Here is an 18,078-nt window from a genome sequence, read left to right on the forward strand (position 1 = left end):
ACGCACGGCGCGCGCGGGCCTGACCGGTGCCGGTCGGCACCGGATTTCCTGTAGAGGTTCATGCAACGTGGACGAGAACACGAAACCGTCGGCCCTGGGCCGCACTCTGGTGGTCATTCTTGGCATCGTGGTGATGCTGTTCGGGCTCGCCCTGCTGGTGGGCGGCATCCGCCTGGTCCAGCTCGGCGGCAGCTGGTACTTCCTGCTGATGGGTGGCGGTTCGCTGCTGGCCGGCCTGCTGCTGGTCCTGCGACGTCCGCTCGGCGCGGCACTGTATGCGGTGGCCTTCATCGCCACCTTGGCGTGGGCCCTGGCCGATGCCGGGCTGGCGTTCTGGCCGCTGGTCTCGCGGCTGGTGATGCCTGCCGTACTGGCGATGCTGGTGGCGCTGGCCTGGCCGGCGCTCAAGCGCAGCCGCGGGCAGCCCGCCGGGCGCGGGGCCTATGCTGTCGCTGCCCTGCTGCTGGTCGGCCTGCTGGGCACCGCGGTCTCCGCCTTCCAGCCGCGTCCGGTCGTTACCGCGCAGGGCGCGCGCCCGGCCGTGGTGCCGGTCGCCAAGGGCAGCGAGCAGCGCGACTGGATGCACTGGGGCAACACCACGGCCGGCACCCGCTTCGCCGCGCTGGACCAGATCACACCGGCCAACGTGGCCCAGCTGCAGGTCGCCTGGACCGCACACACCGGCGATGTGCCGCAGAGCGATGGCTTCGGCGCCGAAGACCAGCTCACGCCACTGCAGATCGGGCAGACCCTGTACCTGTGCACGCCGCACAACCGGGTGATCGCGATGGATGTGGACAGCGGCCAGCAACGCTGGGCGTTCGATCCCAAGGCCACCGCACCGAACTGGCAGCGCTGCCGCGGACTGGGCTACTTCGATGCCAGCCTGCCCTTGAGTGGCGTACCCACCGTGGCGGCGGCTGCCCCGGCGGTGCCTGCGCCCGAAGCCCCGCAATCACCGGCGGCCGCCGTCGCCGGTAGCGCGCCGGCGATCTGCGAAAAGCGGATCCTGATGACCTCCATCGATGCGCGCCTGTTCGCGCTGGATGCGGCCACCGGCGCGCCGTGCACCGATTTCGGCGACAACGGCGTGGTCGACCTCAAGCAGGGCATGGGCGAGATCAAGCCCGGCTTCTACACCCTCACCGCCGCACCGCTGGTGGCCGGTGAGCTGGTGATCGTGGGCGGCCGCGTGGCCGACAACATCGAGGTCGGCGAGCCGTCCGGCGTGGTGCGCGCCTACAACGTGCGTACCGGTGCGCTGGCATGGGTCTGGGACCTTTCCAGGGAAACCCCGGAAGTGCCGCTGGATCCCTCGATCCATTACACCCGGGCCACCCCGAATGTGTGGACCTCGATGGCCTATGACCCGCAGCTGGGCCTGGTCTATCTGCCCACCGGCAACACCACGCCGGACCAGTGGGCCGGCGAGCGCACCCCGCAGGATGACAAGTACAGCTCGGCGGTGGTGGCGCTGGATGTAGCCACCGGTAAAGAGCGCTGGGTGTACCAGACCGTGCATCACGATCTGTGGGATTACGATCTGCCCGCACAGCCGACCCTGACCGACGTGCCCGATGGCAAGGGCGGCACCCTGCCCGCCCTGCTGCAGGTCACCAAGGCAGGGCAGGTGTTCATGCTCAACCGCGCCACCGGCCAGCCGATCACCGAGGTGCGCGACATCAAGGCGCCGCAGGGCAAGGCCGATGGCGAGCGTTATTCCCCGACCCAGCGGCTGTCGGTCGGCCTGCCGCAGATCGGTGCGCAGACCCTGACCGAATCGGACATGTGGGGCGCCACGCCGATCGATCAGATGCTGTGCCGCATCCAGTTCAAGGGCTTCCGTTACGAGGGCATGTTCACCCCGCCGGGCGAAGACCTCGCGCTGCAGTGGCCCGGTTCGCTGGGCGGCATGAACTGGGGCAGCGCATCGGTGGATCCGACCACTGGCTACCTGTTCGTCAACGACATGCGCCTGGGCCTGTGGACCAAGCTCATTCAGCGCGCGCAGATGACCGAAGGCGCCGGCGGCGTGGAAATGGGCGCTGCCTCGCAGACCGGCACGCCGTATGGCTCGCTGCGTGATCGCTTCCTGTCCAAGCTGGGCATCCCGTGCCAGCAACCGCCGTTCGGCACGATGTCGGCGATCAATCTGGCCACCCACGAGCTGGTCTGGCAGGTACCGGTCGGCACGGTCAAGGACACCGGGCCGATGGGCATCAAGATGCGCCTGCCGATTCCGATCGGCATGCCAACCCTGGGCGGCTCGCTGGCCACGCAATCGGGTCTGCTGTTCTTCGCGGGCACCCAGGATTACTACCTGCGCGCCTACGACAGCCGCACCGGCGAAGAAGTGTGGAAAGCCCGGATGCCGGTGGGCAGCCAAGGCACGCCGATCACGTATGTGTCGCCGAAGACCGGCCGCCAGTACGTGGTGATTTCGGCCGGTGGCGCACGCCAGTCGCCGGATCGTGGTGACTACGTGATCGCCTACGCGTTGCCGGCCACGCGCTGATTCGCGCGCGCCACGGTCCACCGACCGTGGCGCGGCGGCTTCGCTTCGCCGCGTGCAGCCCTTACCATGCACGATCACCGAGCACGAACCACCGCCATGTCTGCCGCACCTCCCAGCCGTCGTCCCAAGCGCGCCCCTGCCCCACCGCAGGATCGCGGGCTCAGCCACGAGCTGATGCAGCAGATCCAGGACAACCAGGGCGATCCGGATTTCATGACGTCCCTTGGCCGTGGCCTGGTCGTGCTGAGTGTTTTTTCGCAGCACCCGCGCGAAGTGACGATGTCGCAGATCAGCACCGAGACCGGTATATCGCGCGCGGCCGTGCGGCGCGTGCTGTACACGCTGGAGAAGCTGGGCTACGTGGGTGAGCAGGGCCGTGGCTTCGTGCTGCTGCCGCGCGTGCTCGGCATTGGCGGCGCCTACGTGGCCTCTTCGTCGATGACCGCTGCTGCCCAGCCCGTGCTGGATGCGCTCCGCGACGACCTGCATGAGTCGTGCTCGCTGGGCGTGCTCGACGGTGATGACGTGCTTTACGTGGCCCGCGCTGAAACAGTGCGGATCATGTCGATCGGCCTGCGCGCCGGCAGCCGCCTGCCGGCGTACTGCACCTCGATGGGCCGCGTGCTGCTCGCGGCATTGCCGCGCGACACGCTGGAAAGCTACCTGGAGCGCAATCCGTTGCGGCCCCGCACCGAGCGCACCGTCACGCGCATGGAGGACTTCCTGGAGATGCTCGATCGCGTGCGCCGCGATGGTGTTTCCCTGGTGGACCAGGAACTGGAGATCGGCCTGCGCTCGATCGCCGTACCGGTGCATGCGCGCAATGGCACTGTGGTGGGCGCGCTCAACATCGGCACCCAGGCCGGGCGCATCAGCCTGGGCGTCATGCAATCGCAGCTGCTGCCGCGGCTGCGCGAAGCGGCCCAGCGGCTGGGCAACCTGCTGCACTGAGGCGGGGTTGTCTGGCGTTGTGGGGTTGCCGGCCAGCGGCCGGCACTACCGGTGCGTCGGTAGCCGGCGATGGCAGCCGTGGGCAGCCATGGCGTTGTTGGGCGGCGATGGCGGCCGTGGGCGGCGATGCCGTCACCCGGTCTGTTCGCCCGCCTGCTCTTCGAGGATCGGCCTGGCCAGCGCGAAGGCGTGATTGGCGGCAGGTACGCCACAGTAGATCGCAGCCTGCAGCAAGGCTTCCTTGATCTCGTCCGGGGTGACGCCGTTGTTGCGGGCGGCGCGGATGTGCAGCTTGAACTCTTCGTCGTGGCCCAGCGCCACCATCATCACGATGGTCAACAGCGAGCGCGTATGCCGCGGCAGGCCCTCGCGCGTCCAGACCGTGCCCCACGCCGTGCGCGTGATGAAGGCCTGGAACTCCTCGGTGAAATCGGTGCGTGCCTGCAGCGAGCGCTCTACGTGCGCGTCACCGAGCACGGCGCGGCGTACGGTGAGGCCGGCTTCGTATCGTTCCTGTTCGTCCATTGTGGGCTGCTCGTTGTGAGGTGGGGGCGTGCCGACCATCGGTGGCCGGTCAGCGAAGATGGGCGGCGAGCGCTGCGGTGAACGCCTCGGCAGATTCGATGTTGCAGATGTGGCGCCCGGGCACAGTGATGGCGTGGCCATCGGCCACACCCTGCGCGATGGCGTCCAGATCCGCTGGCGGGCACACCGGATCATCGTCGCCGGCGATCGCCAGCGTCGGCACCTGGATGCGCCCCAGCTGATCGCGGAAGTCGGCCGTGGCCACGGCATGGCAGCAGCCGATGTAACCGCCCACGTCCGTGGCAACGAAGCGCTGCAGGATGTCCTCCACCACGGCCGGCTCCGCGTGCGCGAAGGCCGGGGTGAACCAGCGCTCGGCCGTTCCCTCGCGCAGCGGCAGCAGGCCGTCGCGTTGCACCTGGGCAATGCGTGTGTTCCAGCTTTCCAGCGTGCCGATCTTCGCGGCCGTGGCGGCCACGGTCAGCGTGTGCAGGCGCTCACCGGCATGCACGCCCAGCCATTGCCCGGTCAGGCCGCCGATGGAAAGCCCGCAGAAATGGCTGCGCTCCACACCCAGGCGGTCCCACAGCGCAACCACGTCCGCGCCCAGCCCGGCGACGCTGTACAGGCCCGGGGCGGCGCTGGACTGGCCATGCCCGCGGCGGTCATAGCGCAGGATACGGAACCGTGCCGACAACGCATCGACCTGCCGGTCCCACATGTGCAGGTCGGTGCCCAGCGAGTTGCAGAACGTCAACCACGGCGCATCGACCGCCCCATCGATGCGGTAATGCAGGCGGTGCGATTCCAGCTCAAGAAACGGCATGCAACACTCCAGAAAATGATTGGATCAACGCTGCGCCAGTACGCGGTCGATCCAGGTATCGGCCATCCCGCGCCAGCTGTCGGGTGCGAACAAAGCGTCCAGTTGCGTGGTCGACAACTGCGCGGTGACCTCGGGGATCTGCGCGAGCACGTCACGCAGGTGCTGGTGCTGCGCAAGCGCCTGGCGCGCGGCGTGTTCCACCAGCGCGTGTGCAGCAGACTTTCCCATTACTTCGGCCAGCGTCACCGCCACCGCCTCGGCATAGAGCAGGCCGCCGTGGCTGTCCAGGTGCTGCTGCATGCGTGCGCGGTCAAGCTGCAGGCCCCGCACCACTCCCGTTACCTGGGCCAGGCTGCCAGCGCACAGGCGCACGATCTCGGGCACGGTTTCCCACTCGGCATGCCACTGCCCAGCTGCGCGCTCGTGCGGCTGCGGCATCGCCACGAACAGCGTGGACAGCAGGCCCGGCACCCGGCTGGCCGCCGCGATCGCCGCCACGCAGCCGACCGGGTTGCGCTTGTGCGGCATGGCCGAAGAACCGCCCTTGCCCTCGCCGGCCGGCTCGAACGCCTCGGCCACTTCGGACTGCATCAGCAGCACGATATCGGTGGCGATCTTGCCCAGCGTGCCGGTCAACAAGGCGAACGCGCTGCCGAACTCGGCCACGCGATCGCGTGCGGTGTGCCAGGGCAAGGAAGGCACCGGCAACCCAAGCTCCTCGCCCAGCGCCTGGGCCACGTCCAGGCCGCGCGTCTGCAGCGATGCCAACGTGCCCGCGGCACCGCCGAACTGCAGCACCAGCGTATCGGCATGCAGGGCCTGCAGGCGACGCCGGCTGCGCTGCAGTGCATCGAGCCAGCCGGCGGCCTTCAGGCCGAAGGTCACCGGCACCGCCTGCTGCAGCAGCGTGCGGCCGGGCAAACCGGTACCGCGTTCGGCATCGGCCAATCCCGCCACGGCATCGCAGAGCAGCTGCAGGCGGTCCTGCACCCAGCCCAGTGCGGCGCGCAACTGCAGCACCGCGCCGGTGTCGATGATGTCCTGGCTGGTCGCGCCCCAATGCACCCACCGCGCTGCCTCGGCCCTGTCGCGTGCCACCTGCGCGGTCAACGCCTTGACCAGCGGAATGGCGGGATTGCCGGCCAGCGCCGTTGTACGGCCCAGCGCTGACACGTCATACAGCGCGGCCTGGCACGCCGCTTCGATCGGCCCCAACGCCGCGGCGGGGATCACCGCACAGCGCACCTGCGCCCGTGCGAGCGCGGCTTCAACATCGAGCATCGCCTGCAACCGCGCGGTGTCGGTGAACACCGCATCGACCTCCGGCGCACCGAACAGGCCACCGAGCAGGGAGTAGGAATCGCTCATCACGCGCCATCCATTCACAGTAGGAACCAGCTTACCCGCGCGCGGTCGGCGCGACGTGCAGGGCGGGCTCAGTAATCAAAGAAGACTGTTTCCAGCTCACCCTGCATGCGCACGTCCCAGTGGTACAGGCCATTGCCCTGGGCCTGTGCGATGAGGGTGGCGCGGCGCTCGGCCGGCACCAGGGCCAGGATCGGATCCTCGGCATTGCCGGGGGCGTCGCTGAAATACAGGCGCGCACTGGCCGCCCGCAGCAGGCCGCGCATGAACACCAGCACCATCAGGTGCGGCGCCTGCGCCTGGCCCTTTGGTCCTGCGACGCTGCCCGGGCGCACCGTGGTGAAGGCAAAGCGCCCCTGCTCATCGGTCGGCACTCGGCCCCAACCGTCGAATGCTGGATCGTGATCGGCATGCCGCGGGTCTTCCGGGTGCGCATAGATGCCCTGCGCATCGGCCTGCCAGATTTCCAGCACGGCATCGGACACGGGAACGCCCAGGCCATCGAACACCTGCCCCTGCACCTGCACGCGCTCACCCTGCGCCTGTGCCGGTGCGATATCGGTGCGGTACAGCGGTTCCAGGCCCAGGCGGTAGTACGGACCCACGGTTTGCCACGGAGTGGATTGGAAACTCATCTGCTTACTCCCACACGGTCATTTTGCGGCCGCGCAGGACGATATCGAAACGATAGCCCAGCGCGAATTCGTTCTCGGTGTTTTCCCAATCGAACGAGGACACCATGCGCGCGCGGGCCTTGTCATCGTCCACGCAGTTGTAGATCGGATCGAACGCCAGCAGCGGATCGCCGGGGAAGTACATCTGGGTGACCAGACGCTGCCCGATGCCCTCGCCATGCAGCGAGAAATGGATGTGCGCCGGGCGCCACGCGTTGAAGTGGTTGCGCCACGGGTACGCGCCCGGCTTGATGGTGGTGAAGCGGTAGCGGCCGTGATCATCGGTGAGCACCTGACCGGTACCGGTGAAGTTGGGGTCCAGCGGCGCGTCGTGCTGGTCGCCCTTGTGCAGGTAGCGGCCGGCGGCGTTGCACTGCCACACCTCGACCACGCGGTTGCGGACCGGGCGCCCGTTCTCATCCAGCACCCGGCCACTGACTACGATGCGCTCGCCCAGCGGCTGGCCCTTGAAGCCGGCGGTCAGGTCGGCCGCGTGCTTGCCCAGGGTGATGCGGTCCAGGGTGGGCCCGGTCACTTCGGACAACGTGGCCGGAATCCGGATCGGATCGCGGCCCGGGCCGCGCAGGCGCGTGGAGGCATACGGCAGATGGATGCGGTCCGGCTGGGTGCCGGGATACGGCCTGCGGTAACCGCGCAGGTCAGTGGGATCGCTCATGGCGTACTCCAGTTGGCGGGCGGCCGGAAGACCGCGGCTGTGGTGCTACGGCACGCTGCCACGCAGAGGCGACAGCGGCCGTGAAGCGGAAAAGTGGAAAACGGATTCAGACGCGCTCGATCGCCAGCGCCACGCCCTGGCCGACACCGATGCACATGGTGGCCAGGCCGCGTCGGCCACCGCTGGCCTCCAGCTGGCGCAGCAGTGTGAGTGCCAGCCGCGCGCCGCTCATGCCCAGCGGATGACCGAGCGCGATGGCGCCGCCGTTGGCATTGACGTGCGCGGCATCGTCGGCGAGCCCAAGCTCGCGCAGGCAGGCCAGCCCCTGCGAGGCGAAGGCCTCATTGAGCTCGATCGCATCGAAATCGCCGATGCCCAGGCCCAACCGGGCCAACAGGCGCCGCGTGGCCGGCACCGGACCCATGCCCATCATCGCCGGCTCCACGCCGGCGCTGGCAAACCCGAGGATGCGCGCGCGCGGCGTCAGCCCCAGCGCCTGTACCTGCGCACCGGAGGCCAACAGCAATGCGGCCGCACCATCGTTGATGCCCGAGGCATTGCCGGCCGTGACGGTGCCCGGCTGGCGGAACAGCGGCTTGAGCCTGGCCAGCGCCTCGATCGTGGTATCGGCACGCGGGTGTTCGTCGTGCGCCACGCGCACGCTTTCGCCGCGCTTGCGGCCCGGCGCATCGACCGCGACGATCTCGCCTTCGAAGAATCCGCGCTGCTGGGCCGCAGCGGTGCGCTGCTGGCTGCGCAGCGCGAAGGCATCCTGGTCCTCGCGCGAGATCGCGTAGCGCTCGGCGACATTTTCCGCGGTCTGGCCCATGGTTTCCACGCCGTGCAGCTCGCGCAGGCGCGGGTTGATGAAGCGCCAGCCCATGGTGGTGTCTTCCAGGGTCTGGTCACGCGCGAACGCGGCACCCGGCTTGCCCATCACCAGCGGCGCACGCGACATCGATTCGACCCCGCCGGCGATGGCCAACCCGAGTTCGCCAGCGGCGATGCCGCGGGCCACCGTGCCGATCGCATCCAGGCCCGAGCCGCACAACCGGTTGACGGTGCTGCCCGGCACGCTGACCGGCAGACCGGCCAACAACAGGCTCATCCGTGCCACGTTGCGGTTGTCCTCGCCGGCCTGGTTGGCACAGCCCAGGTACACCTCGTCGATCAGCGCCGGATCCAGCTGCGGGTGACGTGCCAGCAGCGCCTTGATCGGAAGCGCGCCCAGGTCATCGGCACGGATGCCGGACAGCGCACCGGCATAACGGCCGATCGGGGTGCGGATACCATCGACGATATAGGTTTCGTGCAGGCTCATGTCAGGCTCCTTCACGCATCTGCAGTGGCAGGCCGGTAAGCTCGCACAACTGCGCCAGCGTCACCCCGTCGACCATCTCCAGCACGGTCGCGCCGTCCTTGCCCAGGTCGAACACGGCGACATCGGTATAGACCCGCGAGACGCAGCGCAGCCCGGTCAGCGGGTAGCTGCATTCGGCCACCAGCTTGCTCTCCCCCTGCTTGGTGAGCAGGTCCATCATCACGAAGACCTGCTTGGCGCCAATCGCCAGATCCATCGCACCGCCTACCGCCGGAATCGCATCGGCCGCACCGGTGCTCCAGTTGGCCAGGTCGCCCTGCGCCGAGACCTGGAACGCACCGAGCACGCAGATATCCAGGTGGCCGCCGCGCATCATCGCGAACGAATCGGCATGGTGGAAATAGCAGCCACCGGTGAGCAGGGTGACCGGCTGCTTGCCGGCGTTGATCAGGTCCGGGTCCTCATCACCGGCGGCCGGTGCCGGGCCCATGCCCAGCAGCCCGTTCTCCGACTGCAGGAAGATCTCCTTGTCGGCCGGCAGGAAGTTGGCCACCGTGGTCGGCAGCCCGATGCCCAGATTCACGTAGGCACCTTCGGGGATGTCCCGCGCAACGCGGGCGGCCATCTGTTCGCGGCTGAGGCGGTTCATGCGCGCGCTCCTGCACCGGTGGACGCGGGAAGTTCGACCACCCGCTGCACGAAGATCCCCGGGGTCACCACCGCCTCGGGATCGAGTTCACCCAGCGGCACCACCGATTCTACCTGGACGATCGCACAGCGCGCGGCCATCGCCATCAGCGGGCCGAAATTGCGCGCGGTCTTGCGGTAGACCAGGTTGCCCCAGCGGTCGCCATGGTGCGCTTTGATCAACGCGAAGTCGGCATGCAGCGGATACTCGAGCACGTAATGGCGGCCGTCGATTTCGCGGGTTTCCTTGCCTTGTGCAAGCTCGGTGCCGTAACCGGTGGGGGTGAAGATCGCGCCCAGCCCCGAGCCGGCCGCATGGATGCGCGCGGCCAGGTTGCCCTGCGGCACCAGCTCCAGCTCGATCTCGCCGGCGCGGTAGGCCGCATCGAAATGCTGCGAATCGGACTGGCGTGGGAACGAACAGATGATGCGACGCACGCGCTTGTGCTGGATCAGTGCGGCCAGCCCGGTGTCGCCGTTGCCGGCGTTGTTGTTGATGATGGTCAGCCCGCGCGCGCCCTGCGCGATCAGGGCATCGATCAGCGCGTCGGGCATGCCGGCGGTACCGAAGCCGCCGATCATCACCGTTGCGCCGTCGTGGATATCGGCCACCGCTGCGTCAGCGCTGGCCACGGTCTTGTCGATCACTGCATTGCTCCTTGCCACGCGCTGCGATGCGCGGCCACCTGCGGGAAGACTCTGGAGGTGACCATGGTGCGCAGCGCACTGCGCACGGTCAATCCGATATTCGGCCATCTGGTTCGATAATCGCACATCATCGTCATGCGCCGCGGCGCTCAGGTACGCGTCTGGCCAACGCCGACGCGCAGGCCCAGGCAGGCCCACGCAGCCAGTGCCAGCGGCAGCGCGCACAGCACGTACAGCGCCGCCGGCGACCACCCTGCATCGACGAGCAGGCCAACACTCAGCGGCGAGAGAATCGCGCCGACACGACCGATGCCGATCGCCCAGCCAAGGCCGGTGGTGCGCACGTCCGCCGCGAACACCACCGGCGCGGCCGCATACAGCCCGGCCATCGCACCGAACAGCGCTGCGCCGATGACGAACGCGATCGGGAAGGCGATCTCCAGGCGGGTGTTGAAGGCGGCGAACAGCAGCATCGCCAGCATGGCCAGCACCAGGCTGGCGGCGGTCAGCCGCGACAGTGCCCAGCGCGAGGCGAGCCAGCCGAACAGGCTGCCACCCACGATGCCCCCGAGATTGAGCAGCACGCCGCCGGTGATGCCCTGCTGCGCCGAGACGCCGGCCGAGACCAGCAGTTTCGGGGTCCAGCTCAGGACGAAATAGAACGCGAACATGTGCAGGAAGAAGGCCAGCGCGATCAGTACCGCCACCCGGCGCAGGTCGCCCACGAACAGTGCGGCATAGCCTTTGCGTCCATCGGCACGCACCGGTGCCGGCGGCAGTGCCTGCAGCGCCGGCATGCGCATGCGCACCAGCAACGCATTGAGTCGCGGCAAGGCATCTTTCGGCCGCCGCGCGACCAGGAAGTCCAGCGATTCGGGCAGGCAGGCCAGCACCAGCGGAATGCACAGCAGCGACGCACCGGCGCCGATCAGGAACACGCTGTGCCAGCTGAAATGCTCCAGCATCCACGCCGCCAGCAGGCCGCCGAGGGTGGCCCCGATGGGATACCCGGTGGCCTGCATCGCCACGGCCGTGCTGCGCCATTTGGCGTTGGCATACTCGGCCGTGATCACCCCTACCCCGGCCAGCATGCCGCCGATGCCGATGCCGGTGAACACACGCAGTGCCGCAAGCTGCCAGGCATTGGCGGCCAGCGCCGATGCGGCCATGCCCACGGTCAGGATCACCAGGCAGAGCATGATCATCGGCCGGCGGCCCCAGCGGTCAGCCAGCGGCGCGAGCAGGAACGAGCCCAGTGCCATCCCGACCAGGCCCGCACTGAGCATGATGCCCAGCACCTTGCCCGACAGCCCCCAGTCGGCCGATACGTGCGGCGCGGTGAAGGCCATCACCATCACATCGAAGCCATCGAGCATGTTCAACAGCACGCAGATCGCGATGGCGGTCCACTGGAAGGGGCTCATCCGCTCGAGCACGAGCGGGGAAGCGGAGGCGGCGGCATGGCTCATACAAGGATCCTGCGACAACGTAATGCGGAGGGTGTCCGGCGGGGAGGTCTCAACGACCGGCCTGGCTGGAGGCATGGATGACCTGGAGCACCGACTGCAGCTGGTCGACCTCGACCTGGCCCGGGGCCGAAGGCGTGCCGATCATGCCGAAGGTCAGTGCCTGGCCGAAGGTCTCACCGGCCAGCCGGGAGACCACGCCGGTCCCGCCCATGGACATGGTCAGCAGCGGCTTGCTGCTGCGCTGGCGGACCTGCCAGGTGGCATCCAGCAGGGTGAGCACATCACCCGCGTCGTGCGGCATCACCGCGATCTTGAGCACGTCCGCACCCATCGCATCCTGCCGCAGCAGCCGCGCGATGATTTCCTCGCGGGCAGGCGTGGCGTGGAAGTCGTGGCTGGACATCACCACCTTCACCCCGGCCTTGTGTGCCTGCTCGACCAGGGCCGCGACCCGGGCCGGCTCGCGGAACATCTCCACGTCGATCAACTGGGCGAACTGGCCACGCAGCAGCGTGGTGTACAGCGCGGCATAGTCTGCATCGCTGATCGGCTTGCTTCCGCCTTCGGCCTGGGTGCGGAAGGTGACGATCATCGGCTTGCCGTCCAGCGTGCGCGCGATGCGCTTGCCGAGCGCGACCAGCGCCTTGCCGTCGGTGGCGATGTCCAGGTAATCGATGCGCCATTCGGCCAGGTCGGTGGCCGGGCTGGCCGCGATCGCCGCCGCCTGCTGCAGCGCCAGTTCGGCGGTGGCGCCGGTGATCGGCACGATGGTGCGCGGCGCGCCTTCACCGATGCGCAGCGCACCGACCTGCAACGGCGTCACCGCCGGTGGGGCGGCCTGCGCAACGGATGCCACGCCGCCCAGCACGGCGGCCAACAGATAGGGAGTGAGTACGCGCATCAGAAGGTGACCTTGGTCTGTACACCCAACGCCCAGGCGTTGTCGGTGCGGGTATAAGCGAACGTGCCGGGATTGACGATGTACTGCACGTCCGGGCGGATCATCAGCCAGGGCGTGACCTGGATGCTATAGGACAGCTCGAACAGTTCTTCTGCCTGGCTGAGCTGGTACAGCGGCGAATCGCCCGGCACGCCCATGCCGACGAGATCGGCGCGGCGCGCATCGACCAGGCGGCGGTTGATGTCCGCACCGACATAGCCCAGCGCGATGCTGTCCTGCGCGCGCGAGCCGATGCCCTGGTAGACACCGCCCAGCGCATACCAGCGCCGGATCTGCGCGGTATCGGTGTCGGACACCATGTACTGCGCGAACGCGGTCAGCCCGCGCTGCGGATCTCCTGCTTCGCGGGTCAGGCGCTGCTCGGCCAGCACGTAGGCACCGTGGCGCCCCGTGGTCGGCGAGGTATCCAGGCCACGCTGGTTGACCCGTGAGGTGTCGTAGTAGCCACCGAACTTGTACACGCCCGGATGGGCGCCGCCCTTGTCCGGCGTCCAGGTCACCTCCACCGGGAACAGCGAGCCGGTGGTACCCGAGACGAACGGACGGAAGGCATTGCGTTCGATGTTGCCGCCCAGATTGGGGTTGACCTGGAACCACCCGGTGCGCACGTTCAGCGCCGGGCTGACCTGCTGGGCCACTTCACCCCCCCAGCGAGCCGTGGGGTAGTTGTACCAGCCGCTGTTGCCGGACATCGCCAGCGGATGCGCACAGAACGCCGCATTGACGAAGTGGGTCAGCAGGCTGTGCAGGCCGAACTGGTTGCCCATCGCGTAGTAGCCCAGCTTGAAATACGACTGGCCGGCGTTGAAGGTCTGGTCGTAGCTGGCTTCGGTGAGGCGGGTGTACTGGCCACCGTAGGCCTCCTGGATCGGGAAGCGGTTGCCGACCAGATCGGCCGAGGTGCTGTTGCCGCGACGGTCGTTGAGGGTGACGTGGAACGCACCGCCGCTCCAGCCGGCCAGTGTGCCCATGTCCAGATCCACGCCCACGCGCACCTGCTGGGCATAGCGCGCGCCGGTTCGGCCATAACCGCCGTCGACCACGCCCATCGCCTCGCCGACATAGTCGCCGCGGAAGCGGATGCCACGTTCGTCCAGCGCGGTGCGGGTGCCACCCCAATCGCCGGTGAGGGTGGCGCCGTCGTAGCGGTTGGCGGACTGTGCGGCGGCCAGCGCCGGGCACAGCAGCGCCGTGGCGACCAGCGTGGACAGAGAGGTTCGGATCAGAGCAGCCATGGGTGTGTCTCGAAGAGGGAATCAGCGCAGCGACAGCGGCGCGCTGAGGGGCGAGGTCGCGCCCAGCGCGGAAGTCGCGGTGGCGGTCACGGTGGCGATGTCGGCCGTCTCGCCGGTGGTCGGCAGCGCCAGCGTGAAGCGGCCCTGCCCCTGCGCATCGGTGAGCGCCTCGACCGTGCCGAGCAGGCGTTCGGCTTCGCGACCGTCGGCGGCACGGTTGCCGAACACTTCCACCTGATAGCGCTGCCCGGCCACGCCGTGAAGCACACCTTGAACCGTGCGCGCGGCACCACTGCCCTGCACCGCCTGCAACGTCGGCGCGGCCTGGCCGAGATTGGGCGCCGGTTGGCACTCGGCCTGGCCCGGCGCGGTGCAGATGCGCGCGCGCTTGGCCGGATCATTCTCCACTCCCCGCCCGCGCGAACCGATGAAGCTGGCGTGCTCCAGCCCCGGCACACCGAACACGATCGCGCCACGCGGCTGGCCCGTGGCGCAGGCACCACCGGCTTCACAGCGCTCGATCTTCAGCCCGTTGCCGAATATCCGGTTGGCGCTGAACCGGTTCGGTGCGCTGACCGGCTGGGGTCGCACGGCAATGCCGATCCCGTTGCCGGTGATCGTGTTGCCGTCGACCACGTTTTCGCTGCCGGTGATGCTCAGCCCGATCGAGTTGCCGCTGAAGGTGTTGGCCGCGATGTAGTTGCGGTTGCCCCAGTTGATCTGCAGGCCATCGGAGTAATCGACGAAGCGGTTGCGTACCACTGTGTTGTCGTTGCCCCACAGGATCTCGATGCCCTGCGACGGTTCGGGATTGGCCGCCGTAGACTGGAACAGGTTGTCGGCCACCAGGTTCCAGGCGGCACCACGGGTCAGCTCCAGCCCATCGCCGTTGTCCACGAACTGATTGCGTACGATCCGGTTGTGCACCGTGGTGGTGGCCGTGGACTGCCCCTTGCCATCGTCGCCGGTGAGCATGATCCCGGCACCGCCCTTGTTGGCGACGATGCGGTTGTCATGGATCTCGTTGTGGCTGCTGCGGTTGATCAACACGCCGATGCAGAAGTTCCGGACTTCCAGCCCGGTCAGTTCCACGCCGCGGGTATCGCGCAGGACCAGCCCCGGCAACGTAGTGGTACGCACGTTGGTGCCGGACTGGCCAGGTTCGGCTCCCGTGCAGGCATCGGTGCCGGTACCGGTGACGTAGGCCGAGCCGTCGATGGCGACGTACTGGCCATCGCGTGCCCACGACGTACCGACGATCTGCACCGGCCCGACGATCTCCGGCAGCGGCGTGGCCGGACGGATCACGTAGGGGGCGTTGCCCACCGCGGCAATCTCGATCCGGTAGCGCCCCGGCGCCTGGTTGGCGGTACTGATCGCCCAGCGCAGCGAGCCCGGGTTGGCATCATCGGCATAGCGCTCCACCCGCAGCACCTCCAGTGACGTGCGCGCAGGCTCGGCCTGGAAGGCCTGCGCCAGCGATGGCAGCACGGCAAGCAGGGACAGGGAAACAGCAGACAGACGGCAACGCATGCGCATACTCCGCACAGGGAAAGGGACTCCGGCGGTCTTCCCCTGCACCTGGCTTCAGTACCGGTCCGGTACTGCCCTCGCCCGCCAGAGGTGGATCGCTTGGAACGGGATTGAAAGTAGGTTTATCGCACTGCACCATTCAAGTGCGTTTATCGACTATGTGTGCGATTATCGAACATGACCCATACGACCATTGTCGTAGACGCAGGCACGGCGACGCGCACGGCCCAGCATCAGCCAGGCGGCATCAAGGCAGAATTCACGGGTGGAAACGTCCGATGGCGGGCAGCAACCAGGGCAGCGCCCGTACTGCCCTATGAGCTGCAGGACAGCATCGAGCAGCCGGCCTTCTCACGGGCCCACTCGGGCCGCTTGCCCGCGAAGTGCTCCCGCCCGGGCTGTACCTCATACGGGCGTCGCAACACCTCCAGCAGCGTGTGCACACCGCTCGGATCGCCCTGCTCTGCCTGCTCGATCGCTTCCTGGGCCAGCCAGTTGCGCAGCACGTACACCGGGTTGGCGCGGCCCATCTGCTGCCGCCGCGCCTGCGCGCTCAGCCCATCGGCGCGCAGCCGCGCCGCGTACTGCTGCAGCCACGCCTGCAATGACGGCAGCACCGCTTCCCGGCGTGCCGGGCTGTAGAACGCGTCTTCCAGCACCGCCACCGACGGCGCGGCGGGATCGAGATCCATCAGGCCACGGAAGGCGATGGTCATGTCCATCTCCCCCTCGTGCAGGATCTCCAGCCACGCGGCCATCAGCGCCATATCGTCATCGCGGCAGGTGTCCAGGCCCAGCTTGGCGGCGATGTCGGCGCGCTCGCATTCGGCGTGCGCCTGCTGGAAACGCGCCAGCCCGTCATGCAGCGGGGTGACATCCTCGAACAGCGGTGCCAATGCCTGCGCGAGCCGGGTGAGATTCCAGTACGCCACCTGCGGCTGCGTGCCGAAGCGATACCGCCGGCCCTGCGCATCGGTGGTGTTGGGGGTCCACTCCGGATCGTAGTCCTCAACCCAGCCATACGGGCCGTAATCGATGGTGAGACCCAGAATCGACAGGTTGTCGGTGTTCATCACGCCGTGCACGAACCCCACGCGCATCCAGTGCGCGACCAGGACGGCGGTGCGTTCGCAGATCTCGGCGAACCAGCGTGCATGGCGCGCCTGGCCGGCGTCGGCCAGCGCAGGGAAATCACGCGCGATGCAGACATCGGCCAGTTGCCGCAACAACGGGGTGTCGCCGCGCGAGGCCGGCAGTTCGAACGTGCCGAAACGGATGAAGGACGGCGCGACGCGGCAGACGATCGCGCCGGGTTCGGCCTGCGGATGACCGTCATAGAACATGTCACGCACGACCGCATCGCCGGTGCCGACCAGGCTCAACGCGCGCGTGGTCGGCACGCCGAGGTGATGCATCGCCTCGCTGCACAGGAACTCGCGGATCGACGAGCGCAGCACCGCACGCCCATCGGCACCGCGCGAGTAAGGCGTGCGCCCGGCGCCCTTCAACTGCAGTTCCCAGTGCGCCCCTTCCGGGGTGAGCAGTTCGCCCAGCGAGATCGCACGGCCATCGCCGAGCTGCCCCGCCCAGTGGCCGAACTGATGCCCACCGTAGTTGGCCGCCCACGGTGCCATCCCGGCATACAGCGCATTGCCGCCGAACACCCGTGCGAAGTCCTCGCTCTGGATCAGGTCCTCGCCCATGCCCAGCAGCGCGGCCACGTCCGGCGAGTACGCCAGCAGCTGCGGGGCGGCGACCGGGGTCGGCATCACCGAGGACCACGCGGCCTGGCGCACCTCGCGCACGCGCGGGCCGGTTTCCGGATCGCCGGGCAGGTCACGGATGAAGCGGTTATCGAAACGCAGGGGCTGGGTGCTCATCCGCATGAAATGGGGGCAGTCGGGCTGCCCCGCAAGCTCAGCGTGAACCGCCGCCCAGGTTCAACGGACCGCCCCGCTCCACCGCACGCTGGTAGGCCGGGCGCTGTTCGATCCGGGTCAGGTAGGACTGCAGCCGCGGATAGGCGGCCATATCGCCCCCTCTCGCGGCGGCGGCCTGGATCGGGAAACTCATCTGGATGTCCGCTGCGGTGAAGCGCTCACCGGCAAACCACGGCGACTGGCCCAGCTCGCGCTCCATCCAGTCCATGTGCAGCTTCACCTGCGGCCCCACGAACCCCTTCAGCGCCTTGTCGGCGATGGAGCGTGCGATCGGCTTGGCGAAGAACGGCATCGGCGCATTGCGCAGCCGCGAAAACACCAGCGTCATCACCAGCGGCGGCATCGCCGAGCCTTCGGCGTAGTGCAGCCAGTAGCGATAACGCACGCGTTCGGGCGCCTGGGCCGGCATCGGCTCGGGCGAGAGCTGGCGGCCGCTGTCATAGCGGTCGGCCAGGTATTCCAGGATCGCGCCGGATTCAGCCAATACCAGTGCATCGTCCTGCAGCACCGGGGACTTGCCCAGCGGGTGCACGTCACGCAGCGCCTGCGGTGCCAGCCAGGTCTTGGGATCGCGCTGGTAGTTGACCACCTGATACGGCAGGCCCAGCTCTTCAAGCATCCACAGCACGCGCAGCGAGCGCGAGTGGTCCAGATGGTGCACCTTGATCATCGACGGTTCCGCAGGGGCAAAGCGGCATCCTAACCGGGTGGCTGACACGATGACGTCTTCAACATGCGCCGCGTCGACCATG

At 68.3% G+C, this 18,078-nt stretch carries 16 protein-coding genes; 2 read left to right on the plus strand and 14 right to left on the minus strand.

Annotation, left to right across the window (positions count from 1 at the left end):
• The first annotated feature begins 67 nt into the window (after nt 1–67).
• Nucleotides 68–2,515: a membrane-bound PQQ-dependent dehydrogenase, glucose/quinate/shikimate family gene (locus PV764_RS02680; RefSeq protein WP_421116146.1), complete on the plus strand. Its 2,448-nt coding sequence runs from the start codon at nt 68–70 to the stop codon at nt 2,513–2,515.
• Between the two features lie 96 nt (nt 2,516–2,611).
• Complete coding sequence (locus PV764_RS02685; protein ID WP_026069769.1) at nt 2,612–3,466, plus strand: IclR family transcriptional regulator domain-containing protein; 855 nt, start codon at nt 2,612–2,614, stop codon at nt 3,464–3,466.
• A gap of 132 nt (nt 3,467–3,598) precedes the next feature.
• On the opposite strand, the gene pcaC is transcribed toward PV764_RS02685, so the two are convergent.
• The 14 genes from pcaC to PV764_RS02755 form a co-directional block, all read right to left on the minus strand.
• Nucleotides 3,599–3,991, minus strand: a complete 393-nt coding sequence (gene pcaC / locus PV764_RS02690) for a 4-carboxymuconolactone decarboxylase (protein WP_343312057.1) — start codon at nt 3,989–3,991, stop codon at nt 3,599–3,601.
• A gap of 49 nt (nt 3,992–4,040) precedes the next feature.
• Complete coding sequence (gene pcaD / locus PV764_RS02695; RefSeq protein WP_421116147.1) at nt 4,041–4,817, minus strand: 3-oxoadipate enol-lactonase; 777 nt, start codon at nt 4,815–4,817, stop codon at nt 4,041–4,043.
• A gap of 24 nt (nt 4,818–4,841) precedes the next feature.
• Entirely contained in the window at nt 4,842–6,185 is a 1,344-nt protein-coding gene (locus PV764_RS02700; protein ID WP_421116148.1) for a 3-carboxy-cis,cis-muconate cycloisomerase, read from the minus strand.
• Nucleotides 6,186–6,253: 68 nt separating this feature from the next.
• Nucleotides 6,254–6,817 (minus strand): protocatechuate 3,4-dioxygenase subunit alpha, encoded by a 564-nt coding sequence (gene pcaG, locus PV764_RS02705; protein ID WP_026069770.1) that lies wholly within the window; start codon nt 6,815–6,817, stop codon nt 6,254–6,256.
• A gap of 4 nt (nt 6,818–6,821) precedes the next feature.
• The gene (gene pcaH / locus PV764_RS02710; protein ID WP_399620780.1) at nt 6,822–7,532 is read right to left on the minus strand and encodes a protocatechuate 3,4-dioxygenase subunit beta; all 711 of its coding nucleotides are present in this window, start codon (nt 7,530–7,532) and stop codon (nt 6,822–6,824) included.
• Nucleotides 7,533–7,638: 106 nt separating this feature from the next.
• Nucleotides 7,639–8,853, minus strand: coding sequence for a 3-oxoadipyl-CoA thiolase (pcaF, locus tag PV764_RS02715; protein WP_421116149.1), 1,215 nt, complete (start codon nt 8,851–8,853; stop codon nt 7,639–7,641).
• Nucleotide 8,854: 1 nt separating this feature from the next.
• Nucleotides 8,855–9,502: a 3-oxoacid CoA-transferase subunit B gene (locus PV764_RS02720; RefSeq protein WP_421116150.1), complete on the minus strand. Its 648-nt coding sequence runs from the start codon at nt 9,500–9,502 to the stop codon at nt 8,855–8,857.
• Entirely contained in the window at nt 9,499–10,188 is a 690-nt protein-coding gene (locus PV764_RS02725) for a 3-oxoacid CoA-transferase subunit A (protein ID WP_046274344.1), read from the minus strand. The genes PV764_RS02720 and PV764_RS02725 overlap by 4 nt, the downstream gene beginning before the upstream one ends.
• A gap of 149 nt (nt 10,189–10,337) precedes the next feature.
• On the minus strand, nt 10,338–11,657 hold the full coding sequence (locus PV764_RS02730) for an MFS transporter (protein WP_019183127.1): 1,320 nt from the start codon (nt 11,655–11,657) through the stop codon (nt 10,338–10,340).
• A gap of 49 nt (nt 11,658–11,706) precedes the next feature.
• The gene (aroD, locus tag PV764_RS02735) at nt 11,707–12,558 is read right to left on the minus strand and encodes a type I 3-dehydroquinate dehydratase (RefSeq protein WP_343312062.1); all 852 of its coding nucleotides are present in this window, start codon (nt 12,556–12,558) and stop codon (nt 11,707–11,709) included.
• The gene (locus PV764_RS02740; protein WP_070427184.1) at nt 12,558–13,853 is read right to left on the minus strand and encodes a carbohydrate porin; all 1,296 of its coding nucleotides are present in this window, start codon (nt 13,851–13,853) and stop codon (nt 12,558–12,560) included. The genes aroD and PV764_RS02740 overlap by 1 nt, the downstream gene beginning before the upstream one ends.
• Before the next feature lie 21 nt (nt 13,854–13,874).
• A complete protein-coding gene (locus tag PV764_RS02745) occupies nt 13,875–15,386 on the minus strand; it encodes a right-handed parallel beta-helix repeat-containing protein (RefSeq protein ID WP_026069772.1) in 1,512 nt (503 codons plus the stop codon).
• Nucleotides 15,387–15,700: 314 nt separating this feature from the next.
• Nucleotides 15,701–17,266 carry a protein adenylyltransferase SelO gene (locus tag PV764_RS02750; protein ID WP_019183131.1) on the minus strand — a complete coding sequence of 522 codons (1,566 nt, stop codon included), beginning with the start codon at nt 17,264–17,266 and terminating at the stop codon, nt 15,701–15,703.
• A gap of 37 nt (nt 17,267–17,303) precedes the next feature.
• Entirely contained in the window at nt 17,304–17,996 is a 693-nt protein-coding gene (locus PV764_RS02755; RefSeq protein WP_019183132.1) for a glutathione S-transferase family protein, read from the minus strand.
• Nucleotides 17,997–18,078: the final 82 nt, after the last annotated feature.

It is taken from the genome of Stenotrophomonas sp. AS1 (genome assembly GCF_048957655.1).
Taxonomy (GTDB): domain Bacteria; phylum Pseudomonadota; class Gammaproteobacteria; order Xanthomonadales; family Xanthomonadaceae; genus Stenotrophomonas; species Stenotrophomonas bentonitica_A.

Coding starts and splice junctions, on each gene's coding strand:
- pcaC (WP_343312057.1), bottom strand. CDS start 3,991: ATGGACGAACAGGAACGATACGAAGCCGGCCTCACCGTACGCCGCGCC.
- PV764_RS02755 (WP_019183132.1), bottom strand. CDS start 17,996: ATGATCAAGGTGCACCATCTGGACCACTCGCGCTCGCTGCGCGTGCTG.
- PV764_RS02700 (WP_421116148.1), bottom strand. CDS start 6,185: ATGAGCGATTCCTACTCCCTGCTCGGTGGCCTGTTCGGTGCGCCGGAG.
- pcaH (WP_399620780.1), bottom strand. CDS start 7,532: ATGAGCGATCCCACTGACCTGCGCGGTTACCGCAGGCCGTATCCCGGC.
- pcaF (WP_421116149.1), bottom strand. CDS start 8,853: ATGAGCCTGCACGAAACCTATATCGTCGATGGTATCCGCACCCCGATC.
- aroD (WP_343312062.1), bottom strand. CDS start 12,558: ATGCGCGTACTCACTCCCTATCTGTTGGCCGCCGTGCTGGGCGGCGTG.
- PV764_RS02720 (WP_421116150.1), bottom strand. CDS start 9,502: ATGAACCGCCTCAGCCGCGAACAGATGGCCGCCCGCGTTGCGCGGGAC.
- pcaG (WP_026069770.1), bottom strand. CDS start 6,817: ATGAGTTTCCAATCCACTCCGTGGCAAACCGTGGGTCCGTACTACCGC.
- PV764_RS02740 (WP_070427184.1), bottom strand. CDS start 13,853: ATGGCTGCTCTGATCCGAACCTCTCTGTCCACGCTGGTCGCCACGGCG.
- PV764_RS02745 (WP_026069772.1), bottom strand. CDS start 15,386: ATGCGTTGCCGTCTGTCTGCTGTTTCCCTGTCCCTGCTTGCCGTGCTG.
- PV764_RS02730 (WP_019183127.1), bottom strand. CDS start 11,657: ATGAGCCATGCCGCCGCCTCCGCTTCCCCGCTCGTGCTCGAGCGGATG.
- PV764_RS02750 (WP_019183131.1), bottom strand. CDS start 17,266: ATGAGCACCCAGCCCCTGCGTTTCGATAACCGCTTCATCCGTGACCTG.
- pcaD (WP_421116147.1), bottom strand. CDS start 4,817: ATGCCGTTTCTTGAGCTGGAATCGCACCGCCTGCATTACCGCATCGAT.
- PV764_RS02685 (WP_026069769.1), top strand. CDS start 2,612: ATGTCTGCCGCACCTCCCAGCCGTCGTCCCAAGCGCGCCCCTGCCCCA.